Raw genomic sequence first — 13,792 nt, forward strand, 5'->3', positions numbered from 1 at the left:
AATTGAGGTGATTAATTTATGAAACGACGCAGACTGGTAGTAATTTCTCTCGATTCAATGGGGTTTCGCGATCTAAACGAGCTACGCGAGCTGACACCGAATCTGGCACGCTTGATTGAACAGGGGACCTGGGTCAAAAAAGTTCGTGGAATCTTTCCGACTTTGACCTATCCATCGCACACATCGATCATTACTGGCCAATATCCGGTAGTTCATGGAATCGTCAACAATACTAAGCTGCAGCCGACCAGGCAGTCGCCAGATTGGTACTGGTATCAGCGAAAAGAAATCAAGGCTGCAACGCTTTATGACGTTGCCCGTTTGGCGGGACTGAAGACAGCAGCCTTTTTATGGCCGGTAACTGCTGGCAGCCGAATCGACTGGAACGTAGCTGAGATTTTTCCCAATCGAATCTGGACCAATCAGGTACTGGTTTCATTAAAAGCCAGTTCACCATGGTTTTTGTATCAGATGAATCATAAATTCGGTCATTTGCGCAAAGGAATCAAGCAGCCCTGGCTGGATGATTTTGTGACGGCAATGGCATCCTGGACGTTAAAACACAAAAAGCCGGATCTAACCTTGATTCATCTGGTCGACATGGACAGTATGCGGCATCGCTATGGCGTAAGATCAGATCAAGCCAAACAGGCACTGCAGCGCTTGGATCAAAGAGTTGGTCAGCTGATTTTGGCAACTAAGGATGCTGGAACGTTTGAGCAAACCAATTTTGTCTGTCTTGGCGATCATTATCAGATTGACGTCAACCAGATGATTCACCTTAATACGCTGTTTGCTAAAAAAGGATGGCTGACTCCGATTAAGAACCAGCAAACCTTTAAAAACAATTGGCGGGTAATGGCCAAAACCTGCGATGGCGAAACCTACGTCTACGTGCGGTCAGGAATCGATCGTGATGAAGTCAGACGTGAAATTGCCGGGGTTGAGGGAATTGAGAAGATCTATGACGGTGCTCAGGCAGTTAAACTGGGGGCTGATCCGCGCTGTACTTTTTTGGTTGAGGCCAAAGTCGGTTGGTACTTTACTGATGAGGCCCAGCGCCCGGCCGTCGTTGAATCGGTCTTGCCGTCAATGATGGGCAAAAGCGATCGCTACCGTGGCGTGCATGGCTATGGGGCCGATAAGCCAGACTATTTTACGACCGCCGTTTTTTATGGACCGGATATCAAAAAAAGAGCCCAGGTTGAGCATGCTGAGTTGGTAGATGAAGGGCCGACTTTTGCTGAGCTGCTTGGCTTAAGCTATCCCAGACCAACTGCCGGCAAGCCGATCAAAGGAATCTTTAAGGAAGTGAAACATGAAATTTAACAAACAGCAGTGGCAATGGATCTTTTATGACTGGGCAAATTCGGGCTATGGCATTTTGGTCGTAACCGCAGTCCTGCCGGTATATTTTAAGGCAGCTGCTCACCAGAACGGGATCTCAGCCGCGCTCTCAACGGCATTATGGGGATATGCCAACAGCGCGGGGACTTTGGTCGTTTCGCTTTTAGCGCCTTTTTTAGGGGCAATGGCGGATTATCCTTATGCCAAACGACGCTGGCTGAACTGGTTTGCTGGCTTGGGTATCATTATGACGATGATTCTGGGGGCTTTATCGCCAAATGCCTGGCAATGGCTGCTGATCATATATGTTTTGTCAGCAATCGGCTATTCAGGCGGCAACCTTTTTTATGACAGCTTTTTAACCGATGTGGCCGACTATCGCCAAATCGATGCTCTGTCAGCAACTGGGTACGGTATGGGGTATCTAGGCGGGGTTATGGCTTTTTTGATCTTTTTGACAGTTGAGCTGGGTCATGGTTTTGGCTGGCTGAACGATTATGGAATTGCGCGCTTCAGCTTTATCTTGGCTGGCCTTTGGTGGATCATTTTTGGCTTGCCGTTTCTAAAAAATGCCCATCAACGCTATAGCGTGCCAAAAGAACAAAAACCGATTGTCGCCAGTTTTGCCCGCGTGATAAAAACCATGCGGCATATTCGGCAATATCGAGCCGCATTTTGGTTTTTGGTTGCGTATTTCTTTTATATTGACGGCGTCGACACGATTTTTACGATGGCTACTTCGATTGGATCCGATATGGGGATTGATACTACCATGCTGATGGTCGTTTTATTAGTCGTGCAGCTGATTGCCTTTCCGTTCTCAATCTGGTATGGCTGGCTGGCCAATCGCACTTCAACACGACGGGCTCTATTGCTGGGGATCTGCGTCTACTTGTTTATCTGTCTGCAGGCCCTGCATTTAAAGACGCTGCGTGATTTTTGGCTGCTGGCCGTTTTGGTCGGTACTAGTCAGGGCGGGGTTCAAGCGTTGAGTCGTTCTTATTTTGGCAAGTTGATTCCTAAAGAAAACAGCAGCGAGTTTTTTGGCTTTTACAATATTTTGGGGAAGTTTTCAGCAATTATTGGTCCGGTTTTGGTTGGAATCGTTACGCAGTTGACGGGTGAGTCAACCAAGGGAGCTGCCTCATTGGCCGTCTTATTTGTAGTGGGGCTTTTGATCTTTTTGAGACTGCCTGCACCTTCAGATTAGTTTCACTTTCCATTTATAAGTAAAAACGGCATAAATGTAAATATATGAAAGTATATTTATGTCTTGTAACCGTTTTACTTATCATGTATATTAAAAATAACAAGCAGGGGTGCAGACCTTAGACGGAAATCGCCGGGGCAATGCATCAGGTAAAGGTGCACTGCTTTTCTATCAGTTTACTGATAAGTCAAGGCAACCCGAATCCATTTGTTAACGAGAGGAAGAAAATGACGAAAGCGAGAATCGATGACGCTGATTTTCTAGCGTCAGCCGCTGAAAAAGCAATTTTACGCGAAGCAAAAAGTGGCAATCCACTGGCAATTCAAAAACTGTTCGTTAGTTATCAAAGACTTTTTTGCTATGCATGGCAAAAATATCATCCAGCTGATCTGTCTTTGCATGATTGGCTTGCAAATATGTATCAGCTGCTTTATCAGGTCGTTTTACATTATGATGATCAACAGAATGCATCGTTTGGCCACTATCTCTATCGTTCTCTGGAAAACTTCGCCAAGGGTCAGTATCGTAAGTGTCGTGCCCAAAAGAGAATACCGGCAGATTGTCTGGTGAGCCTGAGTGATCAGCTGCCAATCGCCAGTCAAGAGTCAATGGAAGAACGAATCTATTGTCGTTTGATTTTTGAAAACTTTTTAGATTACGATCTTTCAAATTTTGAACGTGAGGTTTTAGTAGCCAGTCTGTTTATGGACATGCCGGCGTTGTGCAAAAAATTCGGCTGCCATCAGCGTACGATTCAATCCGCTTTATCACGGTGTCGAAAGAAATTGATTTTGGCTTTGCAGGCTTAAGTGAGTTGCTTTTATACCTGGGTCCATGATAGGCTAGACAGGTAAAATTGGAGGCATCAGATGACTCAGAAAAAAGCGGCACTGGAATGTACCAAATGCGGTGCGCGCAACTATACGATAACGGTCAAGCCTGATCGCGAATCGCGTCTGGAACTAAGCAAGTTCTGCAAGCACTGTGGTGAATATACTTTGCATCGACAAACAAAATAAGGGACGATTTCAATGAAACTTACAAAATTCGTAAAGAACGTCAATGCTGAAATGCATAAGGTAGTCTGGCCAACTGCTAAAGAAACGCGGCGGGACACGACTACGGTAGTTTCGCTGACGATTTTCTTTATTATCTTTTTTGCGATTATTGACTGGCTGCTGCACCAGTTCATGCTGCTGATTGTTGGCTAATTATTGGTCAAATTGCACAGAATCTGGTATACTGCTGTTTGGTTAAGGAGACTTCGCTTTAGGCGGGGTTTTTTATTTTGAACTTTTTTGGTTTTACAAAAATGGAGGAACAACGTGGAATCAACTGAAAAGCGCTGGTACGTGCTGCACACGTATTCTGGCTACGAAAACCGAGTTAAGAGCAATTTGGAATCCCGGGCTCAGTCAATGGGAATGCAGGACTATATTTTTCGGGTTGTCGTACCTGAAGAAAAGGTTCGTCAGGTTAAAGATGGTGAAGCTAAGGAAATTGAAGAAAAAACTTTCCCTGGCTATGTCTTAGTCGAAATGGTTATGACTGATCAAGCATGGTACATCGCTCGGAATACTCCAGGCGTAACTGGCTTTTTGGGTTCTCACGGTGGTGGCTCCAAGCCAACTCCACTGCTGCCTGAAGAAGTCGATCGCATTTTAAAGCGGATGGACGACTCAGAAGAGACACCACGTACTGATATTGACGTTAAAGTCGGCGATACGGTTAAGATTATTGCTGGACCATTTGCTGACATGGTTGGCAAGGTAACCGAAGTCGATCATGATAAGCTGAAACTGCGAGCTGAGATTGAAATGTTTGGCCGGCTGACTTCAGCTGAGGTTGGCTTTGATCAAATCGATTCAGTCGAATAATTAAGATATTTTTAATAGCTGACTATTGAAAAAACAGTGATTTAGTGGTATTCTTCTCGAGTATGCTATTTAACGCATACAGTGGGAGGGGCAAATCTTACTACCCCATCATTACCACAACACGGACTAAGGAGGTTTTGTCTCGTGGCAAAAAAAGTAGCTAACATTGTCAAGTTGCAAATCCCTGCAGGTGCCGCTACGCCGGCTCCTCCAGTGGGTCCTGCACTTGGTCAAGCAGGTATTAACATCATGGGCTTCACTAAGGAGTTCAACGCACGGACTGCTGATCAAAAGGGTATGATTATCCCTGTTGTAATTACGGTATACGAAGACCGTTCGTTTGAATTCATTACGAAGACGCCACCTGCTGCTGTACTGCTGAAGAAGGCTGCTGGTGTTGAACACGGTTCCGGTGAACCTAACACGAAGAAGGTTGCTACTGTAACCAAGGATCAAGTTAAGCAAATCGCCGAAACTAAGATGCAAGATCTTAACGCCGCTGACGTTGAAGCAGCGATGCGCATGATCGAAGGTACGGCACGGAGCATGGGCTTCGTCGTTGAAGGCTAAGCTTTCTCGTACCGGGCTGATTCATGAAAGTGAACAGTCTTAGTGGGAGGTATACACTCCGTTAGACCACATTTGCAAGGAGGAAAACATCAACATGGCTAAACATCGCGGTAAGAAGTACCAAGACGCCCTGAAGAAGGTTGATTCCAAGAAGGAATACGCTGTCAGCGACGCGGTACAATTAGTAAAAGACATTGACTTTGCAAACTTCGACTCAACCCTCGAAGTTGCATTTAACTTAAACGTAGACACGAAGCAAGCGGACCAACAATTGCGTGGTGCCGTAGTGCTGCCAAACGGTACTGGTAAAGACCAAACCGTTGTTGTGTTTGCAAAGGGTGAAAAGGCTAAGGAAGCTGAAGCTGCTGGTGCAGACTTCGTTGGCGACCAAGACCTGGTTGACAAGATTCAAGACGGTTGGCTGGACTTTGACGTTGCCATCGCAACGCCAGACATGATGCCACTGGTTGGTCGTCTGGGTCGGGTATTGGGTCCTAAGGGCTTGATGCCAAACCCTAAGACGGGTACGGTTACGATGGACGTAGCCAAGGCTGTTTCTGAATCCAAGGCCGGCAAGGTTACCTACCGGACTGACCGTGACGGCAACGTTGCCGTTCCATTCGGTAAGGCATCCTTTGACACGGACAAGCTGGTTGAAAACCTGAAGACGATTGAAGAAACGATCGTTAAGGTTCGTCCAGCAGCCGTTCGTGGTGCTTACATCAAGCACGTTTCGGTAGCTTCGACTTTTGGTCCTAGCGTAACGATTGACCTGGCTAGTTTCTAAGCCAATGGTTCAAAATTGAAAAGGTCATCAAATAATTTTGATGACCTTTTTTTGTCCAAAATCATGTAAGCGCTAACATTATATGTTATAATATAGATGTAGCAAAGGTAGCAACCAAATGAGGTGATGCCTAATGGTTAAGATGATTCGAGCAGTAACAAAATAGCTTCACCACGGGATAAAAGAATGGAGCTGATACCAATGGGCTGTGAAAATAGTTAGTCATTTTAGGTGAGCAACCGAGGTGGTATCTGATGGTTAAGATGATTCGAGCAGTAACAAAATAGCTTCACCACGGGATAAAAGAATGGAGCTGATACCAATGGGCTGTGAAAATAGTTAGTCATTTTAGGTGAGCGACCGAGGTGGTATCTGATGGTTAAGATGATTCGAGCAGTAATAAAATAGCTTCACCACGTGATAAAGGAATGGAGCTGATACCAATGGGCTGTGAAAATAGTTAGTCATTTTAGGTGAGCGACCGAGGTGGTATCTGATGGTTAAGATGATTCGAGCAGTAATAAAATAGCTTCACCACGTGATAAAGGAATGGAGCTGGTACCAATGGGCTGTGAAAATAGTTAGTCATCGCTTAGCTGATCGGGTAGGATTGATGTCCATTTAAAACGGGGCGATCTTATGTTTAAACCACCATAAAAATTAAGATGATAAAATTGACAAATCGATGAATCAATTAGAAAGTAATATGATAAAAGAAACTGAAATCAAAAAGCGATCGTGAGTAGAACACGATCGCTTCTTTAGTTTATTTAAGACTAATCATTAGCTGATTGATCAAGTTTTTTAACAATCCAGAACACGGGCAGCCCGATTACGACCACGCCGGCAAAAAGCATGACACCGGCTGGATCATTGATGATTTCGCTGATCAAGACAAAGATGCCGCCAGCAATTGCAATAATTGGAATCCAAGGATAAAGCGGTGTGGAGAATGGACGGGGTGCTTCATTGGTCTTGCGGAGAATGAAGATGCCGAAGAAAGCCAAAATGTAAAAACAGTAGACGGTAAATACGCATAGATCCGACAGATGATCAGGATCAAAGAACAGCATCATGATGGTAGCCAACAGAATAATGAAAAGCGTTGCGACAACCGGTGATTTTCCTTTAGGGGTCAGGTAAGACAAGGCCCGAGAAAATGGAATGTCGCGCCGTTTAGCCATGGCATAGACGATTCTTGGAAAAGTCAGCATCTTACCATTGATCGTTCCCATCATTGAAATGATAATACCAATGGACAAAAGCTTGCCGCCAATCGTTCCAAAAGCTTTAACCGCTAGATAGGCAGTCGTGTTCTCCCCGAGTCGGTGGATCGTTTGGACTGGCAAAAAGCGGAGAACGCCAATTGTAATTAAGGTATAGATCAATAAAACGGCACTGATTCCTAAAATGATCGCTTTAGGCAGCAGCTTTTGTGGATTTTTCATTTCACCACCCAAATTGGCGATTAGAATCCAGCCATCATAGCCAAATAAAGTTGCTAGGATAGCAACACCGAAATTGCCTGCCGATTGATGTACTTGACTGAGCGTCTGGCCAAAAGCGTGCTGATGTCCCCAAAATAAGCCAAAAATAATAATTGCAGCAATTGGAATCATTTTGGCAATCGTAGTAATTACAGAAAATGCTGCCCCAACGCGGTTTTCCAGCATGTTCATAGCACCGATGGCAAGAATCGTTATCACAGCGAGGGGAATTCGCCAAGCGGAGCTGAGACCGAAAAGATTAGCCATCAAAATACTCATAAATCCTGCTACAGAAGCAATGATTGCAGGACCATAAACGATAATCTGCATCCAGCCGGCTAAAAAGCCCCAGATGCGACCGTAAAGATTCTCGATATAGACATACAGGCCGCCAGTATATGGCATCTGCGAACCGATTTCAGCAATCGTTAGACCAGCCGTTAAAGTGATAATCCCTCCTAAAACCCAGGCGAGGATGGCCATGGTTGAAGATCCGGCACTATCCAGGACCGAACCCTGTTTAAAGAAGATGCCGGAACCGATGATGGTGCCGATTACGATCGAAAGTGCTGAGCCGAACCCTAGCGAGCGTTTCAGCTCTATTTGTGGCTGTTTTTCCATATAGAAATCCTCCATTCATTTTGCCAACAAAAAACCGAGCTGCTCAACTGCAGAGAAAATTCTAAAGCAGTTAAGCATACTCGGTGCCGTTGGTGATTTGAGTACGTCAAAATTCCTCAACTGCTTTTAAATTGGAGCTGAGGATGAGGATTGATTGATTTTAGAATAGTGTTGAATCATTAAACGCACCTCTTGACGCTGGAAAAATTTACAAAGCTTACAATAACATGAGAAAAAATTAAACGCAACTAATTATGATTGAAAATAATTTGGAGAAATGTTATTGCAATCTCGATCTAATCCTGTTATACTAGCAAAGTTGATTAAATATGACTCTGCCTAAGACTCAGGTGGCACCAGCCTTAATTAATGCCTGCCGAGGAAGAAATGAAATGTTCCTTCTCTATGTCTGCCGGTCATAGGGATTTTTTTAAATCCGATCAAAATACATTGCAGGAGGTGAAATTCATGAGCGAAGCAACGATTGCTAAGAAGGCTGAAGCAGTTAAGAACGTCAACGAAATGCTGACGAACGCTGAAACGGCCATTGTTGTTGACTACCGTGGTCTGACGGTTGCCGAAGTTACGGATCTGCGTAAGCAGCTGCGTGATGCTGGCATCAAGATGATGGTTATCAAGAACAAGATTCTGGAACGTGCCGTTGAAGGTACGGACTACGAAGATCTGAAGAGCACGTTCGTTGGCCCAACGGCCGTAGCCTTCTCTGACGAAGATGCTATTGCCCCAGCAAAGATTCTGAAGAAGTTTGCTGACGACCACGAAGCTCTGGAAATCAAGGGTGGCTTCATCGAAAAGAAGGTTCAAACCCTCGACAAGATCAACGAATACGCTACGCTGCCAAGTCGCGAAGACCTGCTGTCCATGCTGGCAAGTGCTCTGCAAGATCCAATGCGGAAGATTGCCCGTGCAGTCAAGGCTGTTGCCGACAAGAAGAGCGAAGAAGAAGCTGCCTAAGTTTCTCAGCGTACCCGCTAAATTTAAAGATCTGCGCCTAAGCGCATAAACCGAAATATTGGAGGAAAATAAACATGGCTTTTGATAAGGATGCTATCATTGCTTCTCTGAAGGAAGCATCAATCTCTGACCTTAACGACCTGGTTAAGGCTATCGAAGAAGAATTCGACGTTTCTGCTGCTGCTCCAGTTGCTGTTGCCGGTGCTGCCGGTGGCGAAGCTGCTGCTAAGGACAGCTTCACTGTTGAACTGACTTCTGCAGGTTCTGCAAAGGTTAAGGTCATCAAGGCTGTTAAGGACATTACTGGTCTGGGCCTGAAGGACGCTAAGGACCTGGTTGACAACGCACCATCCGCTGTCAAGGAAGACGTTAAGGAAGACGAAGCCAACGACATCAAGGAAAAGCTTGAAGCCGCAGGTGCTACTGTTACCCTTAAGTAGTCTCAGCTTAATAATAAAAAAAGACGATCGCAATGCGGTCGCCTTTTTTTATTATCATAATCTAATGTCTACTAGTAAATTACAATTTTATTTATATAAAAAATACCTTTGTAAATAAATTTACCTAATATTAACTTGATTAGTGGGGCGTTTCTTTACTTTGACAGTCTATCCTAAAACTTGACAGGAGGGATTGATTTGAGTGAAGAGAATCAAAAGAAGCTGTTTGGCATCTCAGCAATTATTTGCATTATTTTATTAACGATTGCCTATTTTGGTGATTTAGCCATCAGCAATACTTTAATTAATTATCACAGCTGGGTAGGGACGTTTTGCCAGACTTTTGGCGAGTTTCCGGTTTATCTTATTTTTGCCTTATGTGGACAGATTGCGATGACTTATGCCTGGCGAGGCGACTGTGAAAAGCTGCTGGCAGGACCGTTGTTTGTTGGCGGGCTTGCACTGTCGCTTTGGCAGAGCAAGCAGTATGTCAATGAATTCTTGGGCTATCTGTATTCGGCACAAACTAACCTTAAAAACGGTACGGCGATAGCAATGGCCAACAGCGACTCAGCAACGGGCGGTTATGCAGGCTCAACGATTATAATGGTCTGGCTGCTGTTTTTCGTTATATTTACGCTGTTGGTACAATGGTGGCTGAAAAACAAAACGACTAAACAGCTGACCCGCTATATGAAAATTGCGATTTTGGCGTCATTGACGGTTTGGTTTGCATTGGAAGTTAATCTGACCTTAAAAGACCTGTGGGGACGCTATCGCCCATATGAACTCACGAGCGGCAATCATGAATTTACCAATTGGCTGACAATCAATGGCGTTAATGGGCATAAGTCATTTCCATCCGGGCATACGATGGCGGCAACGCTATGCATCGTTTTTTCATGGTTCGTTTCCAACAATAAGCGTAAGAGCTTTTTCATTGGTGGCATCGTTTATGGTGTCGTGATTGCTATAAGTCGAGTAATCGTGGGCGCACATTTCTTTTCGGACGTTACGTTCTCGTTTTTCCTGACCGCACTGATCATCTTTATCATGAATGGTCTTGGTAAAAAGCTAATTGAAGATTTTTAAAAATAAGGGCTGTGATTATCGAAAGGTGATCACAGTTTTTGTTTATGTGTTAAATAGCTCAATGGTGAGCTAATTTGTGAGGAATCGAGACGGATTTTAGGGATTATCATACAAATAATCCCTGTTTTGACTATTAAAAATAAAAAATAGCTGAAAAAAGTTGTGAATCAGCATACAAAAAGCGTGAGGAAAAATCGCTTAAAACCATTATAATGGCCCCGAATAAAAAATTTTTTAGGCTTTATTCCTACTGCGGCAAGGGTTGACATTATAGTATTGTAATCGCTTTCTATAATGTCGGAATTGTTATTTATTTCACAAAAAGTATTTACAAATCTAGAAAAAAGAGTATAGTAATAATTGTTCAAAGGATAACAAAGTTGTTGAAAAGTAATTAATCGAGAAGGAGCTAGTGCAATGACAGTTAAAGCTAAAGCCACTGTTAAGGCCACTGAAAAGCCTAAAGACAAGGAACAAACCGCTGAAGAACTGATTAACGGCTTGATTGATAAGAGTGAAAAAGCTCTTGATCAATTGCGCACATTTAGCCAAGAACAGGTTGACAAAATTTGCCAAAACCTTGCATTGGCCGCTGAAGAACATCATATGGATCTGGCTATTTCAGCCGCTGAAGAAACTGGTCGTGGGGTAGCTGAAGACAAGGCTATCAAGAACATCTACGCCAGTGAATATATCTGGAACAACATCCGCAATGACAAGACGGTTGGCATTATCGATGAAGATGATGAAAACCAAATGATTACGATTGCTGATCCACTGGGGGTAATTGCTGGGGTCGTACCAGTTACCAACCCCACGTCAACGGTTATCTTTAAGTCGATCATTGCCTTAAAGACGCGGAACACGATTATCTTCTCATTCCACCCACAGGCCTTTAAGTCATGTCTGAAGACTGGTCAGATCTTGGAAGCCGCTGCTGAAGCCGCTGGGGCGCCAAAAGACGTAATTCAATGGATTCCACAATGCAGTCGTGAAAATACGACGGCACTGCTGCAGAATCCTCGTATCGCCACGATTTTGGCTACTGGTGGCCCTGGACTGGTTAAGGCAGCCTACAGTTCTGGTAATCCTGCCTTGGGTGTTGGTCCTGGTAACGGTCCTGCCTACATTGAAAAGAGTGCCAACGTTGATCGTTCCATCTACGACATCGTATTATCAAAGACCTTTGACAATGGGATGATCTGTGCCACTGAAAACTCGGTTGTCATTGACGACGAAATCTACGACCAGGTTAAAGAAGCCTTTAAGAAGTGGAACTGCTACTTCTTGAAGCCAAGCGAGATTCCAACGTTTACCAATGGCTTTATTGATCCTGATCGGCACCAGGTCCGTGGCCCGATTGCTGGTCGTTCTGCAAATGATATTGCTGAAATGTGTGGGCTGAAGAACGTTCCAGCTAATACCAAAGTACTGATTGCCGAGCTGGATGGGGTTGGCCCTAAGTATCCATTGTCAGCCGAAAAGCTTTCGCCAGTACTGACAATGTACCGTGCCAAGAGTCGTGAAGATGCATTCCGGATCTGTAGCGAACTGCTGGCCTACGGTGGTGAAGGTCACACGGCAGCCATCCATACCAACGATGATGAATTGATCAAGGAATACTCACTGAAGATGAAGGCTTCCCGAATCATCGTCAACTCGCCATCAGGTCTTGGTGGTATTGGTAATGTCTACAACAACATGACGCCATCATTTACGCTGGGGACGGGTTCATACGGCAGCAACTCGATCTCGCACAACGTTTCTGACTGGGATCTGCTGAACATTAAGAAGGTTGCTATGCGTCGTGATAATCCACAATGGGTACAGATTCCGCCAAAGGTCTACTTCCAGCGGAACTCACTGAAGTACCTGAAAGAAATTCCAAACATCAACAAGGCATTTATCGTTACCGGTCCAGGAATGGTTAAGCGCGGTTATATTCAGCGGGTTATTGACCAGCTGCGGCTGCGCAACAACCGGGTTCAATACGAGATCTTCTCCGATATCGAACCTGACCCATCAACGGATACGGTTGACAAGGGTGTTGCCTGGATGAACGACTTCCAGCCAGACACGATCATCGCGCTGGGTGGTGGTTCGCCAATGGACGCTGCTAAGGCAATGTGGATGTTCTATGAGCACCCAGACACGACTTGGAATGGGGTTCGGCAAAAGTACCTTGATATCCGTAAGCGGGCCTACAAGATCGGCCGGCCAAAGAAGGCACAATTTATCGGGATCCCTACGACTTCTGGTACCGGTTCTGAAGTTACGCCATTTGCGGTTATCACCAACTCCAAGACGCATGTCAAGTACCCACTGGCTGACTACGCTTTGACGCCGGACATCGCAATTGTCGACTCGCAATTCGTTGAATCCGTGCCAGCCAACACGACGGCCTGGACTGGTCTGGACGTCTTGACGCACGCTACGGAATCATACGTTTCCGTAATGGCAACTGACTACACGCGTGGCTGGTCGCTGGAAGCCATCAAGGGCGTTATGGAAAATCTTGAGGCATCCGTCAAGGGCGACAAGCTGGCCCGCAAGAAGATGCATGACAGCTCCACGATTGCTGGTCTGGCCTTTGCCAATGCCTTCTTGGGGATCACGCACTCTTTGGCTCACAAGATGGGTGGGGCCTTTGATCTGCCACACGGTCTGGTAATTGCGATTGCACTGCCACAAGTAATTCGTTTCAACGCTAAGCGGCCAACCAAGCTGGCAATGTGGCCACATTACGAAGACTACCGTGCTGACAAGGACTATGCAGCGATTGCCCGTTTCTTAGGCTTGAAGGGCGATACGACTGAAGAGCTGGTTGAAGCATACGTACAAAAGATTATCGAATTGGCTCATAAGTGTGGCGTAACGCTGAGCTTGAAAGCTAATGGCGTTAAGCGCGAAGACTTTGACAAGGTCGTTGATCAACTGGCCGTTCTGGCTTATGAAGACCAATGTACGACTGCTAACCCGGTTGAACCACTGGTCAGCCAGCTTAAGGAACTGTTGGAACGCTGCTACGAAGGCACTGGCGTCGAAACTGAAGAATAGGCTGTTGATTTCCAAGCACTCTCAATTAATCTTCTCAACTTAAAATCTCAACTTTAAAAGACGGTCGCGGATCCATGACCGTCTTTTTTGATTTCAATTAAAAAAATATGAGAAAAAGGTTGACAATTTATTAAGAAGGATTTAGAGTATTAGACAAGTTAATCAACGGAACAAAACACGATGATCCGGAGAGTAAGGTTATGGTTGGCTGATCAGCGACCCCGATGAAGTGTGAGCGGGGACAGGAGCCATAACTGGAAAGTAGCCGGTGAGTGGCCGATGCGACGTAAGAAGTGTCGGACGGGTGCGCCCGTGATCGCGCCAGCGTA

The 13,792-nt window shown here is 45.1% G+C and carries 13 protein-coding genes and 1 other annotated feature; of the genes, 12 read left to right on the top strand and 1 reads right to left on the bottom strand.

Features of this window, described 5'->3' with window-relative positions; translation table 11 throughout:
• Positions 1 to 18 precede the first annotated feature (18 nt).
• The 8 genes from FC47_RS00170 to rplA all read left to right on the top strand — a co-directional run bounded on the left by FC47_RS00170 (position 19) and on the right by rplA (position 5,791).
• Complete coding sequence (locus tag FC47_RS00170; protein ID WP_039945982.1) at positions 19 to 1,329, top strand: alkaline phosphatase family protein; 1,311 nt, start codon at positions 19 to 21, stop codon at positions 1,327 to 1,329.
• Positions 1,319 to 2,557: an MFS transporter gene (locus FC47_RS00175; RefSeq protein ID WP_056967506.1), complete on the top strand. Its 1,239-nt coding sequence runs from the start codon at positions 1,319 to 1,321 to the stop codon at positions 2,555 to 2,557. Before FC47_RS00170 ends, FC47_RS00175 begins: the two co-directional genes overlap by 11 nt.
• Before the next feature lie 227 nt (positions 2,558 to 2,784).
• Positions 2,785 to 3,366: an RNA polymerase sigma factor gene (locus FC47_RS00180; protein WP_006500491.1), complete on the top strand. Its 582-nt coding sequence runs from the start codon at positions 2,785 to 2,787 to the stop codon at positions 3,364 to 3,366.
• Positions 3,367 to 3,426: 60 nt separating this feature from the next.
• Positions 3,427 to 3,576: a 50S ribosomal protein L33 gene (rpmG, locus tag FC47_RS00185; RefSeq protein WP_006500490.1), complete on the top strand. Its 150-nt coding sequence runs from the start codon at positions 3,427 to 3,429 to the stop codon at positions 3,574 to 3,576.
• Positions 3,577 to 3,588: 12 nt separating this feature from the next.
• Complete coding sequence (secE, locus tag FC47_RS00190; RefSeq protein ID WP_006500489.1) at positions 3,589 to 3,768, top strand: preprotein translocase subunit SecE; 180 nt, start codon at positions 3,589 to 3,591, stop codon at positions 3,766 to 3,768.
• A 114-nt stretch (positions 3,769 to 3,882) separates the two neighbouring features.
• Positions 3,883 to 4,434, top strand: coding sequence for a transcription termination/antitermination protein NusG (gene nusG, locus FC47_RS00195; RefSeq protein WP_006500488.1), 552 nt, complete (start codon positions 3,883 to 3,885; stop codon positions 4,432 to 4,434).
• 144 nt (positions 4,435 to 4,578) lie between these two features.
• Positions 4,579 to 5,004 (top strand): 50S ribosomal protein L11, encoded by a 426-nt coding sequence (gene rplK, locus FC47_RS00200; RefSeq protein ID WP_033934284.1) that lies wholly within the window; start codon positions 4,579 to 4,581, stop codon positions 5,002 to 5,004.
• A gap of 94 nt (positions 5,005 to 5,098) precedes the next feature.
• Positions 5,099 to 5,791: a 50S ribosomal protein L1 gene (rplA, locus tag FC47_RS00205; RefSeq protein WP_006500486.1), complete on the top strand. Its 693-nt coding sequence runs from the start codon at positions 5,099 to 5,101 to the stop codon at positions 5,789 to 5,791.
• A gap of 776 nt (positions 5,792 to 6,567) precedes the next feature.
• On the opposite strand, the gene FC47_RS00210 is transcribed toward rplA, so the two are convergent.
• Entirely contained in the window at positions 6,568 to 7,899 is a 1,332-nt protein-coding gene (locus FC47_RS00210; RefSeq protein WP_039945980.1) for an APC family permease, read from the bottom strand.
• Between the two features lie 320 nt (positions 7,900 to 8,219).
• Positions 8,220 to 8,339: a sequence feature (ribosomal protein L10 leader region), on the top strand.
• Between the two features lie 28 nt (positions 8,340 to 8,367).
• Between FC47_RS00210 and rplJ the strand changes: the two genes are divergently transcribed.
• From rplJ to adhE, 4 genes are all read left to right on the top strand, one after another.
• A complete protein-coding gene (gene rplJ / locus FC47_RS00215) occupies positions 8,368 to 8,874 on the top strand; it encodes a 50S ribosomal protein L10 (protein ID WP_006500484.1) in 507 nt (168 codons plus the stop codon).
• Between the two features lie 74 nt (positions 8,875 to 8,948).
• Positions 8,949 to 9,314, top strand: a complete 366-nt coding sequence (gene rplL / locus FC47_RS00220) for a 50S ribosomal protein L7/L12 (RefSeq protein ID WP_006500483.1) — start codon at positions 8,949 to 8,951, stop codon at positions 9,312 to 9,314.
• Between the two features lie 180 nt (positions 9,315 to 9,494).
• Positions 9,495 to 10,406, top strand: coding sequence for a phosphatase PAP2 family protein (locus tag FC47_RS00225; RefSeq protein WP_056967507.1), 912 nt, complete (start codon positions 9,495 to 9,497; stop codon positions 10,404 to 10,406).
• 417 nt (positions 10,407 to 10,823) lie between these two features.
• Complete coding sequence (adhE, locus tag FC47_RS00230; protein WP_056967508.1) at positions 10,824 to 13,463, top strand: bifunctional acetaldehyde-CoA/alcohol dehydrogenase; 2,640 nt, start codon at positions 10,824 to 10,826, stop codon at positions 13,461 to 13,463.
• Positions 13,464 to 13,792: the final 329 nt, after the last annotated feature.

Origin of the sequence: Limosilactobacillus mucosae DSM 13345, assembly GCF_001436025.1 — a bacterium.
GTDB lineage: Bacteria > Bacillota > Bacilli > Lactobacillales > Lactobacillaceae > Limosilactobacillus > Limosilactobacillus mucosae.